Below are 24,540 nucleotides of genomic sequence, written 5' to 3'. Positions count from 1 at the left end.
AACCTCCTAGAAAAGAAGACTTGGTTTATATCATTTCATGCATCATCTTTACCATGAAAGATGGATCCTTAAAGCAGGACGCACCCCATAACCGCCGATACTGTTGTTCCCATAACTGCGAATACTGCCGCCTGTTCCTACAAAACACGCACGCGTCGGCTTGTTGCCTTGCGTTCGCAGCCACCACCACGAGCAGCCGAGTTCTTCGCCGTCTTGCATGATATAGTTATCTTTGTTTGATTTATCATACACATATAAGCTGCATCCGTCGGGCTTTTTCGTCTTGGCAAAACCGGTTCCGACGGCGCGCAGCAAACCCTTGCCGTGAATTTCGGTTAAAACTTTGACCTCGTCAACGCTTAGCAAAAAGACTTTGTCCCCGGTATCCGGGCAGCCTTCTCCGTTACCGGTGCAATAAGTCGTCTTGATGAGCCGCTTTTCGGCCGCATGGAACGCCGCATCATAGAATTCATGATTCAACCACTCGCGCAAATCGCAGTCATGCCACGTCGTTTCCGTGCAATCCCGCCACTTCAATTCCGTGCTTTGGCCGTGGTACCTCTTGCAGTCCAAAATCGATTCGCTCAAAACAAACAGCTCGTTTCCTGAATTTTGAAGTACGCGCCATACAATCTCCTGTTCTATACCGTCTGCGGTCTGTGGATACTTGCCGAACGTAATGAATCCGCCGGGCTTTGTGTTCCCGCAGGTTAAGGCCAAAAGATCCTTTTCCATAAGTTCCCTCCTTGATTTTTCTATCCGACTCCGATCATACAACATTCATGCAAGATTTCGGTTTATATGCCAATCGTCCTTGTGGGGAGGGAGGGGATTCCTTATAATATTGTTGCCGTACTTTAGGGTTTGACTTTAAGGAAGGTGCAGCCGATGGACCGAAACTTTACGCCGAAACAAATGGCCACGAGACTTCATGTCAGCACCACCACATTGAGAAGATATGAAACACTCGGCTTGGTGCCCGACGTTCCACGGACGGCCGGCAATCGGAGATGCTATACGCCGTGCCATGTTCAGGCATTTATAGCTTTGCGTGCCTTAAAAAAGGGGTTCGGCATTCCCGTCAGCTACGACGTCATGGGGTTGTTAAAAAAGGGACGCGTCGAACAGGCTTTGTGGAAAATCAACTTACAACAGCACAACATCCAAGCCGAGAAACAACGATTGGAAGAGATCATGAGCCTGGTTCAAAAAACCGACTTCTCCAAGTACAGGAATGTGCAGGTCACGGAAGAGATGAAAATCGGGGAGGTCGCCGCGATCGCAGGCGTCAACCCATCCGCGATCCGGCATTGGGAGAAGGAAGGGCTTATCCGCTCTATGCGGAATCCGGAGAACGGTTATAGGGCCTTTACGTCCCGAGAGTTAAAAAAGATTATTGTGCTAAGCAGTTTAAGAAAAACCGTTTATTTTATCGAAAGCATGAAGCAATTGCTTGAAGCTCTAGAGACGCACGATCTCGCCGCAATTGAACGCTCCTTCAAAATGGCTTTGCAACGGCTGGATGACCAATTGAAAAATCAAATGAACGGCATATCCGAAATGATGAAATATATCGACGTTTTGCAAAGAAGAGACGAAAATTGAACCTGAATTTCGAAAGCCCATAATGGTGGCCAGTTTGTAGCAGGATTAGTAGGCAACAACTGTAATAAACAGGGAAATACCCAGTGGATTACGCGACGATTCTGAAAAGAGGGTAGTCTTTCCCCCTCCCCATAAGACAGGGCTAAACGGTTTCCATGTTAATTTGTGGTAAACGTCATTCTAAGGCAGCGACTTTGGCGGCGATACGTTGCCAGGCGCAGCGGTTCGCGAAATCTTTAGCCAGTTTCAGAACGACTTGTCGGCTATGCTGAATCATCGTAGCTGCACAGTGGAAAAACTCTAGACGGAACCGGGCAATCGTATACCCTTGATGGACCGGTTCGCAACAGTCTCGCTTGAATCTCTCGTAGAGATTGTAGGCGAGCAGCTTGATGAGCAGGTCGATTTCATTAGCGGTAAAGTCACCGGTAGCGATTCGATCGATGGAAAAGCCGCGTTTGGCTTCTTTGATATAGTTCTCCATGCAGCAACGCTGGTTGTAAAAGCGCCAAAGGTCGATCGGCTCCCACTCGAGATTGGTGACGATCGCTTCGTAATGCCAGTCCGTATCGAGGAGAAGCCGAGCTTGATCGCCGTCAAACACCTGCGCTTTACGAATCACCACAACGCGGCGCGGTTTCTTCCATGAGGTGGCTTGGTAGATCAGGGTGATCCCCTCGATGACCCAATCCTCATCGACAAACCGCTTCCAGTAGCGGCATCGCCCTACTTCGGCCTGAAGTCGCTGCGTCCATTTCAATTTCCCGACATACCCGATTCGCTTGGCTTCCCATAGGCTGTAGAAGTCTTCGCCGCCAAATCCCTTGTCAAACCGGGCGTACTTTACCGGACGGTCACCAAGCAACTCAAAGATCTGACGGAGGAAGGCGGCTGCATCGGTGGAAGCGTGCGTATTCCCAGCACGCAGTACTGCATTCAGGCACAGGCGCGACTGGCCCTCAAACGCCATCAGCGGATGGTAACTTTTACGTCCGGGTTTGTGGGGATTCGTGCCGACTGCCGCCCCCTCTTGGTGACCGTATACCGTTTCTACCGTGGAGTCTAGGTCCACGATGAGTTCAGAAGGCAGACAGGGTGCAATAATCTGCTGATTCAGCTTTCGCAAATCCAGCGTTAAGGTTGGGCGGGTCTTGCTGAGTCGATCCAGTTCCTTATACAGCAGGGTGTGATGCGGACAGCGCCCGCCGAGAAACCGCCGGATGAGCGCGTCATGTTGCAGCCTGCGGAAATGAAAGAGGCGTTCGCATCCGAGTATCCAGCCGACAATGAGATAGAGCAGGATGCGGAAAACAGGGAACAGGGAATTGCCTTGCTTGGTACAATTTAAATTCTGCAAAGCCTTACCGAGCTTGATTTTTTCGAGATATTCCAGAAAGATTTTGCTTCCTCCAACATTTGAGGCGTTTTGCAAGGTAAATTCGGTCTTGATTTTGCTGACGGGTGTGGTAGACTTCATCTAAAAGGTGCTCCTTTCTTTGTAGGTGATGTTCTGGACAAACACCATTCTACCAAAGAATTGGAGCCCTTTTCTTGTTTTTCAGACGATGTTACTTTCGAAATTCAGGTTGAATACTTATAAAAGGGCCGCATTTGCTCTCTGAAGCTGCGACAAGTTTGCGGAGGATTTTCCGAGGATGGCCCGGGGCATTTGTTATTAAATTGCTTTGAGAGCTTGCAGGTCACTTTCGTTTACAGTACCATTGGATAATAATGACATTGACATCCGCGGGTTTTTCCAAAATAATAGAATGTAATTGAATACTGGTACCTTTAAATCAGTCCAGAGAGGCTGGCAAGGGCAGCGGATGTTTATAATCACGCGTGAATCGGTGCATGTTCCGTCAGGGGGATGCTCTGTGTCTTCGCGCGGGTTATGATGTAAAAAAAGAGGCTACTTTGTCAGTTTGAAACTTGACGAGTAGCCTCTTTTTTCTGCTTTTTTGGTATCAGGAAACTTGAAGCTGGAGGTATTCTGATGAGCAAACAAGATCAAGAGTTTTCGTGGCAAGAGGTACCGAAAACGCAGAGAAACAATTTTTTGAAGACATTTTCCGTCATGCTGGCGTTCACGTTCTTCTCGGCAAGCATGTTGGCAGGAGGGACGCTGGGAGTCAGCTTGACGTTCATGGAGTTCATCGGAATTGTGCTTGCGGGAAATTTGGTTCTCGGCATCTATACGGGAGCGCTGGCACATATCGCCGCCAAAACGGGCCTCTCAACGCATCTGCTGGCAAAATATTCGTTCGGTGAGAAAGGGTCGTACCTTCCTTCGTTCCTGCTTGGCTTCACGCAGGTCGGATGGTTCGGCGTCGGCGTGGCCATGTTCGCGGTTCCGGTCGCGAGGGCGATGGATTGGAACGTATACCTGCTGATCTTCTTGTTTGGTCTCGCCATGACGGCGTCCGCCATCTTCGGCATGAAGTCGCTCGTCATTTTGGGCTATATTGCGGTTCCGGCCATTGCCATTCTCGGCGGGTATTCGATGTTCGAGGGAGCAAATTCACTGGGCGGCCTGCAAGGCTTGCTCGATTACACGCCGTCGCAGGCGCTGACGGTTGCGGCAGCGTTGACCATTTGTATCGGGTCATTTATTAGCGGCGGAACGCTGACGCCCGATTTCGCCCGGTTTTCCCGGACGTCCCGGCAGGCGGTGATCGCGACGGTCATCTCGTTTTTCCTGGGGAACTCGCTCATGTTCCTGTTCGGTGCGGTGGGCGCAATGGCTTATAACCTGGCGGATATCTCGGAGGTCATGTTCCTGCAAGGTTTGATCGTTCCGGCGATCATCGTTCTGGGGCTGAATATCTGGACGACCAACGATAATGCCCTGTATGCTTCCGGGCTGGGCTTCGCCAACATCACGAAAATTTCGAAAAAGTTTTTCGTCGTTGTGAACGGCATCGTAGGTACCGTATTTGCCATGTGGATGTACAACAATTTCGTCGGGTTTCTGAATGTGCTGGGCGCGGCGATCCCGTCCATCGGGGCGATCATCGTCGCCGACTTCTTCGTTGTGAAGCGGAGAAACTATAAACCTTTTGCCGATATGGCTTTTAAGAAGGTAAACTGGATAGCGATGGCCGCTTGGGCCATCGGCGTAGCTTTCGCCCAGTTGGCTCCGGGAGTAACGCCATTGAACGCACTGATCGGCACGGCGGTGGTTTACATCGTGTTGATGCTGATCGTTCCTGCCAAAGAATCAAAAGAAAAGGGGAATTCAAATGATTATACAGAACGCAAAATTGCGGGGTAAAGAAGGCTTATGGAATATCGTCGTGAAGGACGGGAAGTTTGAACGAATCACGCAATCGCTGGAACCAACGGCGGACGATGAAATCATGGACGTTCACGGATCGCTTGTACTGCCGCCGTTCATTGAACCTCATATTCATCTGGATACTACGCTGACGGCCGGCGAGCCGGAATGGAATTTGAGCGGAACGCTCTTCGAAGGCATCCAGCGCTGGTCGGAACGCAAGGCGTTCCTGACGCACGAAGACGTCAAAACGCGCTCCAAAACGGCGCTGAAGTGGCAGATCGCGCAGGGCATCCAGCATGTGCGGACGCATGTGGACGTCACCGATCCAAGCTTGACCGCAGTGAAGGCGATGCTTGAAGTCAAAGAAGAGATGGCGCCATACATCGATATCCAGCTCGTCGCTTTTCCGCAGGAAGGCATTCACTCCTACCCGAACGGCGCGGAACTGCTGGAAGAATCGCTGAAAATGGGCGTTGACGTGGTCGGAGGCATACCGCACTTCGAATTCACGAGGGAGTATGGCGTGGATTCGATGAAGGTCGCGTTTGATCTCGCTGAAAAATACGACCGTCTCATCGACATCCATTGCGACGAAATCGACGACGAGCAATCCCGTTTCGTGGAAGTCGTCGCCAAAGAAGCCTACGAACGCGGGCTGGGCTCCCGGACGACCGCAAGCCACACGACGGCGATGGGATCCTACAATGATGCTTATACGTACAAATTGTTCAGATTGCTGAAGATGGCGGACCTGAATTTCGTCTCCAATCCTTTGGTTAACATCCACCTGCAGGGCCGCTTCGACACCTATCCGAAAAGAAGAGGGCTGACGCGCGTCAAAGAGCTTCAGGAAGCCGGGCTCAACGTGTGCTTCGGGCACGATGACATCTTTGATCCATGGTATCCGCTAGGCACGGGCAACATGCTCCAGGTGCTGCACATGGGCATCCATGCTTCGCAGCTGCTCGGTTACGATCAAATCGTGAATTCGATCGACCTTATTACGAAAAATAGCGCAAGAACGTTGCATATCGAGGATGCGTACGGCATTGAAGAAGGCAAGCCGGCCAACTTCATCGTTCTCGAAGCAGAAAACGAATATGAAGCCGTACGCAAACAGGCGGCAGTGCTTTATTCGTTCAGAGGCGGCCGCAAAATCGCGGAAACGAAGCCGCGGGACACGTCGATCGTGCTTGAGGGCGGTCCGGAGAAAATCACTTTCAATAAATAACCGAATGAAGCGCGGGTTGCATCAAGCAGAGCCTTCGCATTAAACCAACATCCCCTCATGGCTGACAGGGTAACAAGGATCGCGTGAACGCGAAATCCTCCTGTCACGCATGAGGGGATTTTTAGTGCGTTAAAAAACGGATAAATACATTCGTTTCGGATGAGAAGCATACGGGTTGAATGGCCGCATCACTGCGGCCTTTTTTGCGTCCTAAACGGGACGGGTCTTGCCGAAACCGAAGCAGGCGGCGTGCGCGCTCATTCACGCAGAGCAGGGCGTTTTTTGAAAATCGCAGGCGGCGTCTTGCTAGGCATTTGGTCCCGATATGACAGCTCATGTCAGATGCTACCGTTTAATACAGAGAAATTTTGGGTAACTCATTCGCAGTGGTGTTAATTATTGTATCCACAATATTCATAATCGGAGGGATCATGTTGCCAGGACTGAAACTGAGAAAAAACAGCAAGCCGGCCCGGTCAAAACAACTGGATGAATCCCGGCGGAAATTTTTGAAAGCCTCGGGCATGACGCTGGGCGGTTTGGTCGTCGGCGGCGTGTTCGGGGGCGTCTTGACGGACAGTCTGGAGAAAAATCATGCCCCCGCGCCCGCGCCGGCCAGCAACAAGCCGGAAGCTTCGCTGCAGGATGCGCTGATGTTTTTTAATCAGGAGCAGTTTAAAATGACCGAAGCGGCCGTGGAACGGATTTATCCCGAAGATGAGAACGGTCCCGGTGCCAAGGCGCTGGGCGTGGCCTTTTTTATTGATCATCAGCTTGCAGGCCCTTGGGGTTATAACGCGCGGGACTATATGATGGGTCCTTTCGTCCAAGCCCAGGCAACGCAGGGAGAACAGTCGCGCCTGAAGCGCAACGAAATGTTCACGCTGGGGCTGGAAGGGCTGAAAAGCTACTGCCGGCAAAAGCATCAAAAGGATTTTACGGAGCTTGAGGCCCAGCAGCAGGATGAAGTGCTGGCCGCCATGGAGAAAGGAGACCATTTCCCCATGCGCGGGGTAAAGAGCAGCAGTTTCTTCAACATGCTGAGGAATTTGACGATCGAAGGGGTCTACGCGGATCCGCTCTATGGCGGCAACCGGAATATGAACGGATGGAAGATGCGCAATTTTCCGGGCAACCAAATGAGCTATGCTCAGCAGATTACGAAGGAAGGGCTGGTCAAGATCCAGCCGAAAAGCCTGCAGGCTCACATGAGCGAATAAATTTCACGGATATAAGGGGACATCAGACGTGGCCAAATTACCTAAAGTACCTGTGGTTATTGTTGGAATGGGCTGGGTCGGCGGCATTATTGCGGCCGAGCTGACCAAAGCGGGCATCCAGGTCGTCGGACTGGAGCGCGGTAAGAACCGGAGCACGGAGGATTATTTCATGGATCATGACGAGCTCCGGTATGCGCGGCGTTTTGAATTGATGCAGGATCTGTCCAAGGAAACGATCACGTTCCGCAATTCGGAATCCATGAGGGCGCTGCCGATGCGCAGCTACGGCTCCTTTCTGCTGGGGGACGGGCTCGGCGGTGCCGGGACGCACTGGAATGGGCAGACGCACCGCTTTCTTCCATATGATTTTGAGATCTTCAGCAAGACGGTGGAGCGGTATGGAAAAGGCAAAATTCCCGAGGGCATGCAGCTGCAGGACTGGGGAATCACGTATGACGAAATCGAACCGTATTACGACAAGTTTGAGCAGATGGCCGGCATTTCCGGGGAATCGGAAGCCAATCCGATGCTTGGCAAACGGTCCAATCCGTTTCCGACCCCGCCGATGAAGAAAACGCCGATTTTGCAAAGGTTCGAAGAGGCGTCGAAGAAGCTCGGATACCATCCGTATATGATCCCTTCGGCCAACCTGAGCGAGAACTATAAAAATCCCGACGGCATCTCCCGGGCAGCCTGCCAGTACTGCGGTTATTGCGAGCGGTTCGGGTGCGAATACGGCGCCAAGGCCGACCCTGTCGTGACCGTCATCCCGACGGCGATGGCCACCGGCAAGCTGGAAGTGCGCACGTTTTCGAACGTGACGGAAATTCTTCATGACGGCAAAAAAGCGACCGGCGTGGTGTACATCAACACAGTGACCGGGGAAGAGGTGACCCAGCCGGCGGACGTGGTCATTCTCGGCAGCTTCGTGCTGAACAACGTGCGATTGCTGCTGAACTCCAAGCTCGGGACGCCCTACGACCGAAAGACCGGACGGGGAACGATCGGCCGGAATTACGCATATCAGGTCAACTCCGGGCATGCAGTCGGCTTTTACGATGACGAAGAGTTCAGCACGTTCATGGGAGCCGGAGCGCTCGGCATGGAGTTCGACGACTTCAACGGGGACAATTTCGATCACTCCGATCTGAAGTTTTTGCACGGGGCAGGCATCCGGATCAGCCAAAACGGCCTGCGTCCGATCGAGAACAATCCGGCGCCGCAAGGCACGCCGACCTGGGGCAAGAAGTGGAAGGAAACCACGCTGAAATATGCCAACCGGGTGCTGACCGTCGCGACGCAGGGGGCAAGCCTCCCCTGGAAGCACCATTACCTGGATCTCGATCCGACCTATAAAGACATTTACGGCAAACCGCTGCTGCGGATTACGTTTGACTTTGAGGACCAGGACCGGGAGCTGACGAAATTTGTGGCCGGCAAGGCGGGTGAGGTCATGAAGGAGATGGGTCCTTCCCATATGGAGATCAAGGATAAGTTGGACCCGTATAATATCGTCCCTTACCAATCTACCCACAACACAGGCGGCGTTATTATGGGTTCGGACCCTGACACGTCCGCCGTGAACAGCTATTTGCAGATGTGGGAAGCGGAAAACGTGTTCGTCGTGGGTGCTTCGGCATTCCCGCACAACAGCGGATACAATCCGACCGATACCGTCGGCGCGCTCGCCTACAGGGCGGCAGAAGGGATCCAGAAATATTTGAAACAGGGAGGCATGCTTGTCTGAACGGCTCAGTGCCTCATGCTTCCGATCGTCTTACGAATTGATATAACGTCCTTGGAAAGGAGGGATGGACCATGCTTTCAACGATCGGAATACCGGGGCTGTTGCTGTTGCTGCTGCTCGCCCTCTTGCTGTTCGGGCCGTCCAAGCTGCCGCAGCTTGGCAGGGCGGTGGGAACGACGCTTCACGAATTCCGCAGTTCCGCCCGGCAGCTGACGGAAGAGGAGGATGAGAAGCAGGAAGCGGAGCGCACCCGGCAAGAGCTTTAGAATGATTTGTATGCATCGACAAAGGCAACTTAATGATTTCATCTGGAGGGATGTAACATGAAAAAATGGATGCTGATGGGACTTACGTTAATGCTTGTTCTGGTACTAAGCGCCTGCGGAAGCAGCGGAAAAGGAGGCGGCTCGTCGGACGGGTCTTCGTCTTCGGGCGGATCGGACGGCGTGAAAGAAATCAAGGTGACGGCGTCAAACTTTAAGTTCGAGCCTTCGGAGATCAAAGTCAAAAAAGGCGAGAAAGTCAAAATTACGCTGGAGAACAAAGATGGAAACCACGGCCTGGCCATTCCGGATTTCAACGTGGACCTGCAGCAGCCGGGCTCGGCCGAATTTACCGCCGATCAGGCCGGGGAGCATGAATTCCACTGCTCCGTCATGTGCGGAGCCGGACACAGCGACATGAAGGGAACCCTGATTGTTGAATAAGCATGCTTAAACGCTTAAAAGCCGCATTGTTGCGGCTTTTTTGTATGGTCTATACCAATTTGTATTTGCCGATTGCAACGAGAGAACGCAAAAACGGCAATGATCACGGGATGAGATGCGTTGTACCGATGAAACGCGGCTACTCGAATTTCGAAGGAGGCACGTTGTAATATTTCTTGAAAGCTTTCGAAAATGTGAACGGATCAGGATAGCCGAGGAAACCTGCAATTTGTTGGATCGTGTATTTTTTTTCGTAGAGATAGTCTCTTGCCCGATTCATTTTGATTTGGGAAATATACTGCCCCGGCGTGATGCCCACGTTTTTCTTGAAGTAGGAGATAAAATACTTTTCGGAAACGCCGGCAATCGCCGCGAGTTCGTTCATCCGTATGGAACGGTGCAAGTTCGCATCCACGTATTGGAATACATCCTGCAGCACATCCAAGCTTCCTTCGGTTTTTCTCGGTTTCCTGCCGTTGAGAAACGCACCGGTGTAAGCGCCTTGCCCGTGAAGCTCGACGATCTTCGCGATGACGGCGAGGAGGCAAGCCTTTAAATAGAGTCGGTTCCCTGGGATGCCGCTGCCCTGTTTCAACCGACGATAAGCTTTGGTGAACAACGCTGCTTCTTCCCGGATCAGCTCGCCCGGCACGATACCCGGGAGTGGAAACTCGCCCAGAATTCGCTTTTGTTCTCCGATGCCGAACTCGAAATGAATGTAAATGAACCGGCATACGTCTTCGGTCGTTGATGCGATATAGGGCATATCGGGATAAAAAAACACCACGTCTCCCGGGACCGCCGTATGTTCGCACTTGTCGATCGTCACCTTCACGGAACCCGATTGAATGAACCAGAGGTCGTAATCGGGATGGGACTTGTGTTCGATCCAGTGCTTATCGTGACTCTGCTCCAAATAGGAGCTCATGCGGAGAGTAATATACTCCGAGAGATCGTTGATTATACTCATGTTCATCATGTTTTCATCCATAGGAATCTCCGTATCACCTCTACCGTATGACATTCGTCATTTTAACTATTATATCAAAGAACATATAGGCTGTGCTTGATCGTACTATATGACATGTTTTTAAGACTACCGCACATTCCGCTTTCCGGCCGTTCTCCTATAATGGATTTATATCTTATAAGGAGGGGTTTTTCGTGAACGTTTCGAACATTCAGCAGCCGAAGGTTGTCGTCATCGGAGCAGGCAGTCTATTTTTCGGCCGTCAGTCGATTTGGCAGATGGTCCACTCCCCATACCTGAATCAAGGGACGCTTGCTTTGGTGGATACGGACGAAGAAAGGTTATCGAAAATGGTAAGGCTTGCGGAAATGGTAGCCCGGGAAAACAACGTATCTTTGAAGGTGGAGGGCTCAACGGACCGGAGACAGGTGCTTTCCGGGGCCGACTTCGTCGTTCTCAGCTTTGCGGAGCAATCGGTGAAATATCGGGGCATCGATTGCCAGGTGTCTTTAAAATACGGCATCCGCATGTGCTCCGGTGATACGATCGGACCGGGCGGTATTTTTCGGGCGATGCGGGAATTGCCGGTCATTATGGAATGCGCCAAAGACATTGAAGAGCTGTGCCCCGGCGCTTGGGTTATCAACTATATCAATCCGTCTACCGTCCATGGTATCGCGTTGCACCGTTATGCGCCGAAGTTGAAATCGTTCGCATTATGCGACAGCCACCATATGCCGCATAAGAAGGCCCATTACGCAATACGAGCCGGAATTATCGCGGACATAAGCGAGTTCACCGAAGAGATTAATCGGAAGTTCGATTTCCGTGTTGCCGGCGTCAATCATTTCACGTGGCTGCTGAAAGCGGAATACGAAGGGAAAAATGTCATGCCCGCGATCGCGGAGGCCATGCGTAAGGCAGCCGGCGAGGAGAACAACGGCGGGGACCGCGGCGCGAAAGCGCTCCATAACGACGCCATCACGTATGAACTTTACGATATATTCGGGTGTATTCCTACCTGCACGGCCCACACGAAGGAATACGTTCGTTATTGGCAAGGTTTGGGCAAGACGCCGGACGCCATCCCGCCTTTATCGATTTGGGAGACGGAGGACCGGTATCAACGTCACGATGAGATGTGGCGGCAGGTGGATGACTTCCTCTTGGGGAACCTTCCGATCGCCGATTACATGAGTACCTTCGGCCCGGATCATGCGACGGACATTATCGAAAATATGGTGGGAAACCTGGGGAAACGATTCTTCATCAACACGCTTAACCGCGGCGCGGTGACGAATATGAGCGACGACTCGTTCCTGGAACTGCTGTGCGACGTGAGCATGGACGGGGCGAAGCCGGTTCACGTAGGCGAGATGCCGCGGGGAATTCGAGGCATGCAGGAGCTTGTGCTCGATACGCATGAGCTTACGGCGGAGGCGGTCGTGGAGCAGAGCTACGAGAAGCTGAGGAGAGCGATGTTGACGGATCCGCTCGTAAATTCCATCAGCGACGCGGACAAGATCATCAAAGAATTGCTGGTGATGGAACGCGAGATGATCCCGGACGCTTGGTATGATGACTGACTAACAAGAAAATTAACTTGGGGGCCTGACGTCAAAACGCGGATATTGTAAACGCTAATACATTTTTTGGAATATAAAAACCCGGTTTTCCTATCCTAAGGAGAATCGGGTTCAATAACTAATAGGCATTTGCCATGATGTACATCAGCAACATAATTAAAAGGATTGCCCCCTGTACAATACGGATTGCAATCCTTATTAGCTGCTTAAATATGTGTCCAACTTTTTGGGTCCAGTTCATTTGCGAATGGTTCTTTTGTAAAGAGATTAAGTCGCTTCCTTGGCTACTTTTTTGCAAAACCAGTCTTAACTGCTCGCACATAATCATTCAACGCGTGAATAGATATATCAGCATCTGGGTGGAACATTTCGAACCCATGATAAGCTCCAGGATATAAATGGAATTCAACATCAACACCAGCTTCCGCAAGTTTGGTTACATAGGTTAATGTTTCACTACGGAATGGATCTAATTGACCAACACAGGTGTAGGTGCGTGGCAGATTACGATAATCTTCTGCTCGCGCAGCGGCTGCATAGGCAGGAATATGATCTGTTCCATGTAATTTTCCTAAATACATTTTCCAGCCAGCTTCATTTGATTTTTGATTCCAAACAAACCCTTCTTTAATTTCATTCGCAGAAGGTGTATTATTACGATCATCAATCATTGGATAAAGTGGCATTTGGAAACAAATAGAAGGGTATTGTCGATCAACAACGGTAGCCGGAAAGACTTTTGCGGCTTCTTCTCTCATTGCTTGCAAAAATTCTGGACGTAAATCTTGATCCGGATACATTTCTAAGCAATAACTCTGAGTTTACTCGGTTTTTCATTTTAGAAAACTCCTTTTTTTTATTTTTTTAAAAGTGAAATATAACTTAAAATAATTTAATAGTGACGAAATCATCAAAATTAAATTGTAATCCAGCTATGTTTAGCAATTTATCATAGGGATTAATGCAAAGCGACAAACAAAAAAGATTACATGCATCAAAATGCGACATTTATCTCAAAATGGTTCTTTTCTCGATAAATTTTTTAAATATTTAAGTTCTTTGGTGTATAATCCTCATTACACCTTGGAAAACGCATTATATTGTTTCGTAGAATATCCAAATGTTTTTGAGCAATTACAACGGGATATATAAAATTGGCTCTGGTGTAGGTGCACCAGAGCCAATTTTATATTATCCATCTTAGTTTCGTTAAAAGTAGTATGTTTTGGATATTACTAATTCAGGCATACTAAAAAAAATAAGCCTATGCAAACTAGTATAATTTCAAGCATGACTTAAGTTAAATATAGGAGGTACTTAAATTGAGCCTGAATTTCGAAAGTGCATAAGATCAATGCAAGATGCTAAAGCAATGGCGACTTAAGAAGTGAAAAGGTGGGAGTTTCCCATGTTTTAGTGGAGACGGAAGCTTGCGGCAGATGGTCTTTCCCCCTCCCCAATGAAGAGGCAGTCCTGATTTCCATGTAAAATTTTGCTTATCATTATTCTAACTGCGCCACTCGAACCTCGATTCGTTTCCAGACATAACGGCTGGGAAAGTCCCTCGCAAGCTTGAGTAGGATAGAGCGACCATGCCGAATGAGCGTTGCGGCGCAATAAAAGAATTCCAGACGGAACCGGGCAATCGTATAGCCTTGATGGACTGGCTCACAGCAGTCACGTTTGAAGCGCTCGAACAAATTGTAGGCCAGCAGCTTGATCAGCAGATCCAGACCATTGGCTTTGAAATCACCTGTCGCAATGCGATCGATGGAAAACCCGTTCTTGGCTTCCTTAATGTAATTTTCCATGCAGCAGCGCTGATTGTAGAATCGCCACAAATCGATCGGTTCCCATTCCAGATTAGTCACCATGGCTTCGTACTGCCAGTCCGAATCGAATACAATGCGGCCTTGGCCCTCCTCGAACACTTGCGCCTTACGGATGATCGCTACACGACGCGCCTTGTTCCAGGAGGTCGCTTGGTAGATCAAGCAAATACCTTCGATGATCCACTCTTCGTCGACATATCGCGTCCAGTAACGACAAGCCCCAACTTCCTTGGCCAGCCGCTGGGTCCATTTCAGCTTGCCGACATAGCCGATGTGGTGCTGCTCCCACAAGCTGTAAAAATCTTCACCGCCAAAGCCTTTGTCGAACCTTGCGTACTTCACTTTGTGTTCGTCGAGCAGTCTAAAGGTTTGCCGCAGGAAGTCGGCCGCATCGGTGGAAGAGTGCGTATTGCCCGGTCGAAGCACGGCGTTCAAGTTTAGTCGGCTCTGGCCTTCAAAGGCAAGCAGGGGATGATAGCTCTTACGCCCGGGCTTGTGTGGATTTGTGCCTTTGGCCGCGCCGGACTGATCGCCATACACGGTCTCTACCGTGGAATCCAGATCGAGAATCAGCTCAGGTGGCAAGCAGGGTCGAATGATCTCTTGATTCAGCCTCCGCAGTTCGTTAACCAGAGAGGGACAGAAACGACCAAGCCGGATCAATTCCTTGTACAACAGACTGTGATGCGGGCAGCGGCCGCCGAGAAAGCGCCTCAGCAGCACGTCGCTTTGCAAACGACGGAAATGAAAAATCCGTTCGCAGCCAAGCATCCAGCCAACGATGAGATAGAGCAGAATACGGTAAACGGGGAAGAGGGAGTTGCGCGCTTTGCCGCCGGAGAGGCTGCACATCGCCTCCGGCAGTTTGATTTTTTCGAGAAAGGCCAGGAAGATTTTGATGCCGCCGCAGCTCGTTGCGTTTTGTAGTGAAAATTCTGTTTTAATTTTGCTGATCGTTGTGGTAGACTTCACCTATAAGGTGCTCCTCTCTTTGGGTGTAGTGTTCCAAGTAAACACCATTCTACCAAAGATTCGGAGCCCTTTTCATATTTTCAAGAAGCGATACTTTCGAAATTCAGGTTGAGTAATCTTACACGTTTACGCACACAGACCATAATAAAGGATGCGTTTATGGACTTATTAAAAGAGAAAAAATTTTCATCCATCACCATTAATCATATTTGTGAAAAAGCAATGATTCATAGAAGTACATTTTACCGTCATTATGAAGATAAATATGAGCTATTTAGTGATCTATCAAATTCCATCGCGATAAACCTCTTTGAACAAACAAAACAAGGTTTGGATCTGGAACATACATTGTTTGAGGAAATAATCGAATACATCGATGTTAATCGCAAATTTTTTTTAAATATTACCAGTAAAAATAATAGCCTTGAGTTATACGAAAAATTGATTCAATTTGGTGCAGAAAATTTATATGAAAATTCAATAAAATATAATGATCCACTTTCTAAAAAAATCCAAAGCTCTGACTACCCGATGGTACTATGTGATTTTTATTGTAGCGGTTTTTTTGAGATTATAAAAAAATGGTTAAGCAATGAATATTCATATACAAAAGAAGAATTAATTCAGATTTCTAAGAATTTATAAATGAATGAACCGATTTAAAACAAATGTCTCTTTTTAAGACGTATATTATTTTTTGTTCATCGATTTCCCCAAAAACCTATGATAGATTAATGAACATAGAAAAGGAGGATTAACGTTAAAGAGCAAAAGAAAACGGCTTTCATGCTTTAAAAAACGAATTACACCAAAATGTCCAAATAAAAAAATATGTAATATTTGAATTATTGAAGGGAGGATTTTTTATGAAAGCTGCAGTGTGGTATGGTGAAAAAGATATTCGCATCGAGGAAAGAGAAACGAAAGAACTACAACCCAATGATGTAAAAGTTAAAGTGGCATGGGCTGGTATTTGTGGTTCTGATTTGCATGCATACTTGCACCCGGATTCAGTACCAATGAATAAGAATACGGTACTCGGACATGAATTTTCCGGTGAAATTGTAGAAGTTGGTTCTCATGTAACAAAATTTAAAGAAGGTGACAGAGTATGCATCTATCCAATGATGCTTAAAAATCCTTTAAATGCTGAAACCGAACGTTTCGTCACTTTAGACGCAGTTGGGGCACAAATCGACGGAGGGTTCGCTGAATACGCGATACTTCCTCAAAAAACGATTTTTAAAATTCCAGATCATTTACCGCTAGAATTAGCAGCAATGATTGAACCAGCAGCTGTATCTTTCCAATCAATCAAGGATGCAAACGTAAAAGAAGGAGATACTGTCGTCGTCTACGGAGCGGGTCCTATTGGGCTATTTGCTGTTTTAGGTGCGAAAGCCGCAGGCGCTTCTAATATTATTGTTATCGATTTATTTGATAGTCGACTCGACAAAGCGACTGAAGTTGGTGCAACACATGTCTATAATGCTAAAGATGTGAACCCTGTTGAAGCAATTCGTAACGTATTCCCAAATGGCGCAGATGTGACAATTGAAGCTGCAGGTGTTGAGTCAACATTTAATCAAGCCATTCAATCAACGAAGGTTCGTGGCATAATGATGGTTATCAGCTTCCACACTCAAGAAATCCAATTTAATGCCCCTGCTTCCCTGCTCTTTAGTGGTGTACAGTTAATGGGATCTGTGGGATACAGTAATGAAACTTATAATGAGGTCATTCAATTACTTGCTGATGGAAAATTGCCAGCGCAATCAATTATTACAAGTAAAGTTGATATAGATAATATTGCTGAACAAGGCTTTGAAGCGTTAATTAATGATAAATCTCAAGCAAAAATTCTAGTTAAATTAAGTGGTGCACATTAATTTTCTTGAATCATTTGCAGCGTGAAGAACGATACAGAAAAGGTGTTTGAGCCAAGAAATCTGAATTTTTCTCTAAATAAGTAATATTTAACTAATGAATTTTAAAAATAAACTGATTTATAACAATCCCGTATTTTATTGCATACGGGATTTTCTTGTTTTTAAATTAACCTCATTGGCGATCCTTCGTTTGAAGAGTTGGTTGAGCCATTTAATTAATGTCGTTCCGAATACGGCGATCCATAAGTGGTATGACGGCGCAACGGATGTTCCTACAAAGGTCATGTTTGATTTTGTGTGTAAAGCTGTGGGGGGAGAGTTAGCTGCTTCTGATGAAACAAGCGAATGCAGGTGGGTTCTAAGGAACATGTTCTGGATTGGATTACATTACCCGCAATCCGCATGCGTTATGAGGCTTATTTAATTTTAACGGCTCCGTGGATTATATGGAGTACGTTTTTTACAAACAGAAGAAGGAATATAAACATTGGGGAAGCTTGAGTGGCGGAAGACAGTGGTTAGTTCGCCGAAATGCCGCAATTAGACAAGCTTTTAAGAGTAATAGCAGTATTGAACAGCTTGCTAAAGACTATTTTCTCTCCATTGAAACCATTAAGAAAATTGTTTATTTCGGAAAATAAAAGTAGCGAACGACACTGATGAAGGCTTCTTCGTCAGTGTTTTTTAGTGGTAGAAAGTATCTTCCTTGAATGACGACGAGATGTCGAATACAATTCTAAGTTATTGTTTACGTTTCAATCGCTACACGAGTTCTTTAGAGTATATATAGGACGAAAGAGGAACCGTTAAGGCGGGAGAAAGATGCGCCTATTTTAAATGGATCCAAGAAAGGAATGCTTAACCCATCCCCATTCGAATTCCGAGTGTGCAGCAATAGAATGGAATGAACAAGAAAGCGAGGAAACACTAGCGATGAACGAACAACAAAGCAGGAGCAGACATTTGGTCGACCAGGAGATTATCCGTGCGATTGATTTATTTCCGACAAGCGATCTTACCGAAAGCACGCTAATGGAATCCCGGGAAAATTCAGCAAAAATGTTACCGCAAACCGATATCACGCAGCTGTTTCCTGTCACGTTTGAAGAAAGGGCGGTGCCAAGTTATTTTGGCGGTCCCGATATCCACACAGCGCAGGCGCCGGTTTACCCCCCCACTTATATAAGCATAGGCAGCTTGATTTGTTCATAGATGAAGCTTTAATGTTTGCAAAACAACTGACTTTTGACGGTGTCTTAGTTGAATCACATGTATTCCCTGGATACCACCATTTGGCTCCCATGTTTCCGAAGGCGCATTTTTCTCTAGAAGGCGCCAAATCAAGTGAGTACGCCTTACTGAAAGCCCTGGATTTATTGTAATTCACTTTAAATTATGCCCGGCGGCTGAGCGTTCAGGTGGGGAGGAGCCTTCCCGGGGAACTCTCAGCAGGGCGATAAAAATAAGCACATTCTGACGGGACCATATATGCGTATATCCATGCTCTCGAATTGGCGCCGCTGCTACCGGACAGGATTTTCAATCAGGGACGCCGCACATTTGAGGGTGCAAGATCTGAACACGCCGTCTGTTTTCAGGTAGGAGGCGATTCGGCAAAATGTACCCTCAAGGTCGGTGGTCCAGCCTATGGCATAAACCGAATAAACAAAGTCGAAATCATCCTTTGGTATGCTGCATTCTTCTTCCAAGGGAGGGCAGATAAAGGTTGCCGAAAGTCCGCATGCGGTCAAATGTTGCTTTGCTTTTTCGATCTGTTTTTCGGAGATATCCAGAGCCCATAGTTCAGATACATTTCGTTCCCCCTGATATTGCAAGGAATGACCGGTTCCACAGCCATCATATCGACGCCCTCCCAAATATAAAAATATGATCCTAAACGTATATCCGGACCTGCCGTTATTCCAATAACACCTAACAAACACGAACGAGTGATCCCCGAATAATGTACCAATTGTCTATGGACAAATCTACCCAAATTATCCATAGAACAGTCTATCTAATCCCTCGAGTATGAACGACCTATCGTGTGGCAATGGTACCGGCCTGATGCACATGGTATCAGTGAAGGCACCTCTTCGGAGCACGCTGCCCCGGCCGGACTGCCGGAATAATTGATGACCACCTTAGCGGCTAAATTGGCTGGTTGTTCGGCTATAACACGGCCAGTTCCTATCGAAAATCCCGTAACAATCGCTGTTTTCCCTTTTAAGTTATTTATGGTTGATTTCCGCCTTTCAGATTTTAGGTCGAACACTGTATACGTGCTCTAACACTTCGAAATCAAACTGTATACATCCAAACTGATCGGTGGCTGTTGACATTTTCTTTAAGGCTTTAGAACCGAAAGGGGATTCTTAAATAGCAAGAAAAGCCTTTTTTGAGTTGCTGCAGCTCATCGGTACGAAACGAATGAAACTGCTATGAAATAAGTGAAAATCTCCAACATGAACGCTTAACCCCGCGGTTGTTAGAGGTTTAATCATCCACTGAAAAAACAAACTGTACGTATAACAAGATGTATTTTATAAAAAGGGTTGACACAATTAAACTACAACTGTAGTATAAATTAATGTCAACTACAATTGTAGTTTACTAAACCATCCCAGGAAAGGAGCATTACAAAATGAATGTAGCATCAAAAGCGGCAATCGTAACATTAAGCAGTGTATTACTGCTGGGTTCCTCGGCGAGCTTTGCGGCGGAAACGAATGATGCTAGACTAAATAGTGGACACCGAGAATCGAGAATGCGACAATAAACCTAGCAAAATCGAGGTGTCCGAAGATGAGTCAGAAATATGACAAAGAGTTTAAAATCCAAACCGTAAAAATGATTCAGGAACAGGGGAAGCCGGTGGCGCAGGTCGCCCGAGAATTGGGCGTATCCGACAATACTCTGTACCGCTGGATCAACGAATTCAAACAGGATCCGGTCAATGCGTTTCGCGGCAGCGGCAACCTGAAAATCGAGGAAAAAACCCTTCTCGAAATGCAGAAACGAATCCGCCAACTCGAGATGGAGAACGAAATTTTAAAAAAGGCGATGCACATCTTCGCAAAAGACCGGAACTGATCTTTGCGTTTATCCACAAACACCGCTCCAAGTATCCGGTATCGGAGATGTGCAAGGTTTTGAACGTATCCCGGAGTGGTTATTATCAATGGACCAGGCGCCAGGAAAGCGAGCAAAATAAACGTCGCCGAGAACTGGAACAACAGATTAGCCGTATCTTTGTGGACTCGCGTCGCCTGTACGGCAGCCCGAAGATCGCTCAAGTCTTGCGCCAGCAAGGTGTTCGGGTATCCGAAAAAACGGTCGCCCGCATCATGAAGGAACTGGGGCTTAAGTCGCGCACCGTCAAGAAATACAAGGCGACGACGAACTCGAACCACAATCTGCCAGTGCATGACAATGTGCTGAACCAGCAGTTCAGGGCACAAGCTCCCAATCAAGTCTGGATGGCGGACATCACTTACGTTCCGACAGACGAGGGATGGCTCTATGTCGCGAGCGTGATGGACTTGTACACGCGCAAAATCGTAGGCTGGCACGCCGATGAGCGAATGACCAAGGAATTGGTCCTGCAAGCTCTGGATCAGGCTTACAACCGTCAACGGCCGAAAGGCGAAGTCCTGCATCATTCCGATCGCGGCAGCCAATACGCATCTCATGAGTACCAAAAACGGCTCTTGAAATACGGGATGAAATGCAGCATGAGCCGCAAGGGCAACTGCTATGACAATGCCTGCATCGAATCGTTCCACAGCGTGCTCAAAAAGGAACTCGTCTATCTGGAGAAGTTCAGAACCCGCAAGGAAGCCCAAAGTCGGATTTTTGAATACATCGAGTTTTTCTACAACCGGAAACGCGTACATTCCGCTATCGGGTATCTTACACCTTTTCAATACGAACAAATGTACGGTCAAATTGCGTAATTTTCTCGATTCTGGCTGTCCAATCTATTGACAGAGGTCCAGAAATCTTATAAGGAAGCTCAGAAAGAAACCGTTAAAAAAACAGCCGAGGCGACCAAATCTATACCTGAAAAGGACAAAAAGTTTATCGAAGACGAGATCAACAGAATAAAGGAGCTATCCAAAAAGCCAGGCGAGTCGTATGTCCTATATCACAAATATCCTCAGTTAAATAGCGGACTTTCACTTAGCTATTGGGGACTGGTGGAAGAGTTCTCTTCTTACGAAGCCTACTTGAAAAGAGCTTCCACTTTGGAGGGTTCGATCCTGAAGCAGCCCGCAAACCTGCCGGCCGGATACAAGTTCTTGTCAGCGACCATCGAAGGTCCAACAAAAGGAAAATTCGTTGATGAAGTAAAGGCCGAAGGCAAAAAAAGCGGCAAACCGATCTATGCGAAGAAAATAGAGTGGAAGGAAGCGGCGGATATCCGTCTCAAGTATACGAACGGAAAGAGCACGTTAACTTTCTCAAAGTATACAAAAGATACGGAGGGAAGCAAAAAGAAAGGGTTCTTTAACGATACGCTTCCTGCGAATATCTATCCAAAATCCGTATTCTGGTATGATGGCGGCAAATACGAATACGGTGTCTCTGCCACTTCGGATATCCCTAGAGAAAAGAAAATCGCGATGCTGAAGGCTGCGGTAAAGAAATAATATGTTTGGGAAGCGGCGCGGATTTGTGCATGTAACAAAAATAGGGAATCTTATCTCTCTTAAATGTTGACATCACCAAACTACAAATGTAGCATGAACTATACTACGTATGTAGTTAAGGCGAATGAACTTTGGAGGTTACATGCATGAAACAAATACCATCGGTTACGGATGCAGAACTGGAAATTATGCGGGTGTTGTGGGCAAATCCCGACTGCCCTTCCAGTGAAGTTGTAAAGCAGCTAGCAGACAAAATGGGCTGGAGCCCGAATACGACGCGGACGCTCTTGAACCGGTTAGTGCAGAAGGAAGCAGCGGGGGCCAAGCAGGAAGAGGGTTCAAAGCGCACCCTGCTGTATTATCCCATCATCAGCGAGCAGGAATTTTTGCTGTCCGAAACCACATCCTTTATGAAAAAGCTGTATGGCGGGGCATTAAAACCGATGCTGGCCAACTTATTAAAGGATAGAAAGCTGAATGCACAGGAAGTCGAGGATCTGAAAGCTTTATTTGACGAAAACCGTAGCGACGGCGAACCTGGAAAAGAGAGATAACTGATGAGTCCAACATTGCAAGCGAATGTATTGTCCGTTTTTGGCTGGGTGATTCGCGGATCATTTATGGCCGGCATTTTGGTTCTACTTGTCCTGATCGTGCAATTTCTATTCAAAAACAAGCTTGAAGCAAGATGGAAATATTTGATTTGGCTGCCTGTAGCGATCCGTCTGCTGCTTCCTTGGGCGCCGGAATCTTCGCTTAGCTTGTACAATGTTTTGTCTTTGGAGGCCATAGCGCCCGGATTTCATCAGAAGGCCCAGGATCCCACGGCATTTAAGAATGCGGTGATCGCAGGGGAGACGGCGGTTCAAAGGAATCGGACCTTAAGCCCGGAATCGAATGGAGCCACCGTGCCTGCCTCATCCCATGAACCGGGAAGCGTGCAGAAAAGCGGTTTTTGGTGGAGCGAGATCAAAAATATGAGCTTCATCCATATGCTGTTAGCGGTATGGCTTGCGGGCGTGTTATTCTTTTCGGCGAAAACGGTATTTGACCAGAACCGATTGAAACAAGCCTTGCGCGCAGGGCGAACCATCGATACTCCTTTTTTATCGGCAGTCTTTCAAGAAACGAAGCATCTATTTGGCATCAAGCGCAATGTGAGGTTTGTCGCATCGGAACGGATTCCCGGACCAGCCGTGGTCGGTTTTCTTAAACCTGCAGTGGTGATTTCGCCAAGCCTGCTCGTTACATTGCAAAAGGATCAGCTTCAATTGATTTTGGCGCATGAATTTGCGCATATTCGGCGGCGGGATGTGGCAGTGAACTGGATGATGCACATGATCTTGATTCTCCACTGGTTTAATCCGCTCCTATGGTTCGCGATACATAGAGCAAGGCAGGATCAGGAGATTGCCTGCGATGCATGCGCCTTGGACCGGATGAGGCCGCAGCAAAAAAATGCATACGGGCAAACGATTATTCATGTGTTGGAGCATTTGTCGGTCAGTCATTACCGGCCTGGTCTTGCCGGCTTGTCCGCCACGCATAAAGAAATGAAAAGGAGACTTATGATGATCCGACATTTTAATAAAAAATCCTACCGCTTGTCCATTCTGGGCATGGGGATGATTCTCGCGCTTGGCAGCGTGACATTGGTTAACGCGAAGGAAAGCGCACCGCAAAAATTGCAGCAGAATTCAAAAGTTGCCGTGGACAAAGAGAATGACATTATTTATCCCGAGGGAAACATAGACCGCGAGCTCTACAAGAAAGAACTGGAGAAGATCCAAAAAAAAGCTGAAGCGGCAGCCAAGGCTTTAACTCCAGAGGAAAAGAAGTATATCGAAGATGAGACGAATCGAGTGAAGGAACTGAGCAAAGAGACAGGCGATATGTACGTTCTGTATCATAAATATAAGGATCTTAATAGCGGACTCGACCTCAGTTATTGGGGAGGGATAGAAGAATTCTCTGCTTACGAGGACTACTTGAAAAGAGCTTCCGCATTGGAGGGTTCGATCCTGAGGCAGCCTGCCAACTTGCCGGAGGGGTATAAATTCTTGTCAGCGACCATCGAAGGTCCAACAAAAGGGAAATTCGTTGATGAAGTAAAGGCTGAAGGCAAGAAAAGCGGCAAACCCATCTATGCGAAGAAAATAGAGTGGAAGGAAGCGGCGGATATCCGCCTCAAGTATACGAACGGAAAGGACACGCTGACTTTCTCAAAGTATACAAAAGATCCGGAGGGAAGCAAAAAGGAAGGTTTCTTTAACGATACGCTCCCTGAGCATATCTATCCAAAATCCGTATTCTGGTATGACGGCGGCAAATACGAATACGGGGTCTCTGCCACTTCGGATATCCCTCGTAAAGAGAAAATTGAAATTCTGAAGGCTGCGGTAAAAAAATAAGCGTCAAGCGATCCGTTTTATGCATCGACCCATGTCGTCCTGTTGACACAGGATGGCATGGGTTCTTTTTTTGTTGCCGGCACCTAACACGCCACGAAATGGAACAAATAGTGCTTGGGGAGATACTATAGATTCACCGCTCGAAATCAAATTTGAACCCATAAACAGATTGAATTCTATTGTGCGGTCAAATAGCAGGGATGCGTGGGGATAAACGATCGATTCATGGCTTTATCGCCAGGACGGAAGTCGTGCATGACTGAAATAATCCTGGCTGAAAAGTAACAGGCAGCCCTCGGCCTGACCGATGAATTCCGGACCTCTGGCTGATGTGCGGGACGTTCATATCATGTTATGGTAAAAGGTAGGATAGGACGGTGTTGTCAGGCGTAACAGCCAAGCAGCCGTCAAATCCTCCTTTTTTCTAATATTTTGACC

The 24,540-nt window shown here is 47.8% G+C and carries 19 protein-coding genes and 2 pseudogenes; 15 read left to right on the top strand and 6 right to left on the bottom strand.

Annotated features, from left to right (window positions below):
• Positions 1-48 precede the first annotated feature (48 nt).
• A complete protein-coding gene (locus tag NYE48_RS13955) occupies positions 49-735 on the bottom strand; it encodes a DUF6273 domain-containing protein (protein WP_340999094.1) in 687 nt (228 codons plus the stop codon).
• Between the two features lie 153 nt (positions 736-888).
• Here NYE48_RS13955 and NYE48_RS13950 point away from each other — a divergent pair, with 153 nt between their 5' ends.
• Entirely contained in the window at positions 889-1,605 is a 717-nt protein-coding gene (locus NYE48_RS13950; protein WP_340999093.1) for a MerR family DNA-binding transcriptional regulator, read from the top strand.
• Positions 1,606-1,780: 175 nt separating this feature from the next.
• Here the strand turns inward: NYE48_RS13950 and NYE48_RS13945 are convergent, their stop codons facing one another.
• Positions 1,781-3,082, bottom strand: a complete 1,302-nt coding sequence (locus tag NYE48_RS13945) for an IS1380 family transposase (RefSeq protein ID WP_120463466.1) — start codon at positions 3,080-3,082, stop codon at positions 1,781-1,783.
• Between the two features lie 519 nt (positions 3,083-3,601).
• Here NYE48_RS13945 and codB point away from each other — a divergent pair.
• The 6 genes from codB (at position 3,602) to NYE48_RS13915 (ending at position 9,790) form a co-directional block, all read left to right on the top strand.
• The gene (gene codB, locus NYE48_RS13940) at positions 3,602-4,879 is read left to right on the top strand and encodes a cytosine permease (RefSeq protein ID WP_340999092.1); all 1,278 of its coding nucleotides are present in this window, start codon (positions 3,602-3,604) and stop codon (positions 4,877-4,879) included.
• Complete coding sequence (locus tag NYE48_RS13935; protein ID WP_212952234.1) at positions 4,848-6,116, top strand: cytosine deaminase; 1,269 nt, start codon at positions 4,848-4,850, stop codon at positions 6,114-6,116. Before codB ends, NYE48_RS13935 begins: the two co-directional genes overlap by 32 nt.
• A gap of 431 nt (positions 6,117-6,547) precedes the next feature.
• On the top strand, positions 6,548-7,336 hold the full coding sequence (locus NYE48_RS13930) for a gluconate 2-dehydrogenase subunit 3 family protein (RefSeq protein ID WP_340999091.1): 789 nt from the start codon (positions 6,548-6,550) through the stop codon (positions 7,334-7,336).
• 67 nt (positions 7,337-7,403) lie between these two features.
• Positions 7,404-9,083, top strand: coding sequence for a GMC family oxidoreductase (locus tag NYE48_RS13925; RefSeq protein ID WP_341000658.1), 1,680 nt, complete (start codon positions 7,404-7,406; stop codon positions 9,081-9,083).
• Positions 9,084-9,154: 71 nt separating this feature from the next.
• A complete protein-coding gene (gene tatA / locus NYE48_RS13920) occupies positions 9,155-9,349 on the top strand; it encodes a twin-arginine translocase TatA/TatE family subunit (protein ID WP_340999090.1) in 195 nt (64 codons plus the stop codon).
• A 57-nt stretch (positions 9,350-9,406) separates the two neighbouring features.
• Complete coding sequence (locus NYE48_RS13915) at positions 9,407-9,790, top strand: cupredoxin domain-containing protein (protein WP_212952231.1); 384 nt, start codon at positions 9,407-9,409, stop codon at positions 9,788-9,790.
• Positions 9,791-9,929: 139 nt separating this feature from the next.
• Here the strand turns inward: NYE48_RS13915 and NYE48_RS13910 are convergent, their stop codons facing one another.
• Positions 9,930-10,781 (bottom strand): AraC family transcriptional regulator, encoded by an 852-nt coding sequence (locus NYE48_RS13910; protein ID WP_340999089.1) that lies wholly within the window; start codon positions 10,779-10,781, stop codon positions 9,930-9,932.
• Positions 10,782-10,954: 173 nt separating this feature from the next.
• On the opposite strand from NYE48_RS13910, the gene NYE48_RS13905 reads away from it, so the two are divergent.
• Positions 10,955-12,346 (top strand): family 4 glycosyl hydrolase, encoded by a 1,392-nt coding sequence (locus NYE48_RS13905; protein WP_340999088.1) that lies wholly within the window; start codon positions 10,955-10,957, stop codon positions 12,344-12,346.
• Positions 12,347-12,630: 284 nt separating this feature from the next.
• Here the strand turns inward: NYE48_RS13905 and NYE48_RS13900 are convergent.
• Both NYE48_RS13900 and NYE48_RS13895 read right to left on the bottom strand, forming a co-directional pair.
• Positions 12,631-13,062 (bottom strand): annotated as a pseudogene (locus NYE48_RS13900) (alpha/beta hydrolase fold domain-containing protein); the annotation flags it as partial.
• Positions 13,063-13,848: 786 nt separating this feature from the next.
• Positions 13,849-15,150 (bottom strand): IS1380 family transposase, encoded by a 1,302-nt coding sequence (locus NYE48_RS13895; protein ID WP_009226929.1) that lies wholly within the window; start codon positions 15,148-15,150, stop codon positions 13,849-13,851.
• 108 nt (positions 15,151-15,258) lie between these two features.
• Between NYE48_RS13895 and NYE48_RS13890 the strand changes: the two genes are divergently transcribed.
• From NYE48_RS13890 to NYE48_RS13880, 3 genes are all read left to right on the top strand, one after another.
• A complete protein-coding gene (locus tag NYE48_RS13890) occupies positions 15,259-15,795 on the top strand; it encodes a TetR/AcrR family transcriptional regulator C-terminal domain-containing protein (RefSeq protein WP_340999087.1) in 537 nt (178 codons plus the stop codon).
• A gap of 221 nt (positions 15,796-16,016) precedes the next feature.
• Positions 16,017-17,039: a 2,3-butanediol dehydrogenase gene (locus NYE48_RS13885; RefSeq protein WP_340999086.1), complete on the top strand. Its 1,023-nt coding sequence runs from the start codon at positions 16,017-16,019 to the stop codon at positions 17,037-17,039.
• Between the two features lie 933 nt (positions 17,040-17,972).
• Positions 17,973-18,251 (top strand): hypothetical protein, encoded by a 279-nt coding sequence (locus NYE48_RS13880; protein ID WP_340999085.1) that lies wholly within the window; start codon positions 17,973-17,975, stop codon positions 18,249-18,251.
• 311 nt (positions 18,252-18,562) lie between these two features.
• Here the strand turns inward: NYE48_RS13880 and NYE48_RS13875 are convergent.
• A pseudogene (locus NYE48_RS13875) lies at positions 18,563-18,895 on the bottom strand (class I SAM-dependent methyltransferase); the annotation flags it as partial.
• A gap of 949 nt (positions 18,896-19,844) precedes the next feature.
• On the opposite strand from NYE48_RS13875, the gene NYE48_RS13865 reads away from it, so the two are divergent.
• From NYE48_RS13865 to NYE48_RS13850, 4 genes are all read left to right on the top strand, one after another.
• Positions 19,845-20,995, top strand: a protein-coding gene (locus NYE48_RS13865) for an IS3 family transposase (protein WP_340999084.1) whose coding sequence is annotated in 2 segments (ribosomal slippage) — positions 19,845-20,100 and positions 20,100-20,995 — 1,152 coding nt in all. Because the reading frame shifts where the segments join, the coding sequence is not laid out codon by codon here.
• Between the two features lie 27 nt (positions 20,996-21,022).
• The gene (locus NYE48_RS13860) at positions 21,023-21,691 is read left to right on the top strand and encodes a hypothetical protein (RefSeq protein WP_340999083.1); all 669 of its coding nucleotides are present in this window, start codon (positions 21,023-21,025) and stop codon (positions 21,689-21,691) included.
• Between the two features lie 146 nt (positions 21,692-21,837).
• Positions 21,838-22,245, top strand: coding sequence for a BlaI/MecI/CopY family transcriptional regulator (locus NYE48_RS13855; protein WP_340999082.1), 408 nt, complete (start codon positions 21,838-21,840; stop codon positions 22,243-22,245).
• Positions 22,246-22,248: 3 nt separating this feature from the next.
• Entirely contained in the window at positions 22,249-24,102 is a 1,854-nt protein-coding gene (locus NYE48_RS13850; protein WP_340999081.1) for a M56 family metallopeptidase, read from the top strand.
• The last annotated feature ends 438 nt before the right edge of the window (positions 24,103-24,540 follow it).

Source organism: Paenibacillus sp. FSL M7-1455 (assembly GCF_038004655.1).
Classification (GTDB): Bacteria; Bacillota; Bacilli; order Paenibacillales; family Paenibacillaceae; genus Paenibacillus_AQ; species Paenibacillus_AQ cookii.
The sequence above is the reverse complement of the archived record's forward strand: the minus strand, read 5'-3'. Positions and strand labels throughout refer to the sequence as shown.

What these genes read in the sequence shown, in the direction of transcription:
- NYE48_RS13950 (WP_340999093.1), top strand. Translation starts at nt 889, where the DNA reads ATGGACCGAAACTTTACGCCGAAACAAATGGCCACGAGACTTCATGTC.
- NYE48_RS13935 (WP_212952234.1), top strand. Translation starts at nt 4,848, where the DNA reads ATGATTATACAGAACGCAAAATTGCGGGGTAAAGAAGGCTTATGGAAT.
- NYE48_RS13910 (WP_340999089.1), bottom strand. Translation starts at nt 10,781, where the DNA reads ATGGATGAAAACATGATGAACATGAGTATAATCAACGATCTCTCGGAG.
- NYE48_RS13885 (WP_340999086.1), top strand. Translation starts at nt 16,017, where the DNA reads ATGAAAGCTGCAGTGTGGTATGGTGAAAAAGATATTCGCATCGAGGAA.
- NYE48_RS13880 (WP_340999085.1), top strand. Translation starts at nt 17,973, where the DNA reads ATGAACGAACAACAAAGCAGGAGCAGACATTTGGTCGACCAGGAGATT.
- NYE48_RS13930 (WP_340999091.1), top strand. Translation starts at nt 6,548, where the DNA reads ATGTTGCCAGGACTGAAACTGAGAAAAAACAGCAAGCCGGCCCGGTCA.
- codB (WP_340999092.1), top strand. Translation starts at nt 3,602, where the DNA reads ATGAGCAAACAAGATCAAGAGTTTTCGTGGCAAGAGGTACCGAAAACG.
- NYE48_RS13955 (WP_340999094.1), bottom strand. Translation starts at nt 735, where the DNA reads ATGGAAAAGGATCTTTTGGCCTTAACCTGCGGGAACACAAAGCCCGGC.
- NYE48_RS13945 (WP_120463466.1), bottom strand. Translation starts at nt 3,082, where the DNA reads ATGAAGTCTACCACACCCGTCAGCAAAATCAAGACCGAATTTACCTTG.
- NYE48_RS13915 (WP_212952231.1), top strand. Translation starts at nt 9,407, where the DNA reads ATGAAAAAATGGATGCTGATGGGACTTACGTTAATGCTTGTTCTGGTA.
- tatA (WP_340999090.1), top strand. Translation starts at nt 9,155, where the DNA reads ATGCTTTCAACGATCGGAATACCGGGGCTGTTGCTGTTGCTGCTGCTC.
- NYE48_RS13850 (WP_340999081.1), top strand. Translation starts at nt 22,249, where the DNA reads ATGAGTCCAACATTGCAAGCGAATGTATTGTCCGTTTTTGGCTGGGTG.
- NYE48_RS13855 (WP_340999082.1), top strand. Translation starts at nt 21,838, where the DNA reads ATGAAACAAATACCATCGGTTACGGATGCAGAACTGGAAATTATGCGG.
- NYE48_RS13925 (WP_341000658.1), top strand. Translation starts at nt 7,404, where the DNA reads ATGGGCTGGGTCGGCGGCATTATTGCGGCCGAGCTGACCAAAGCGGGC.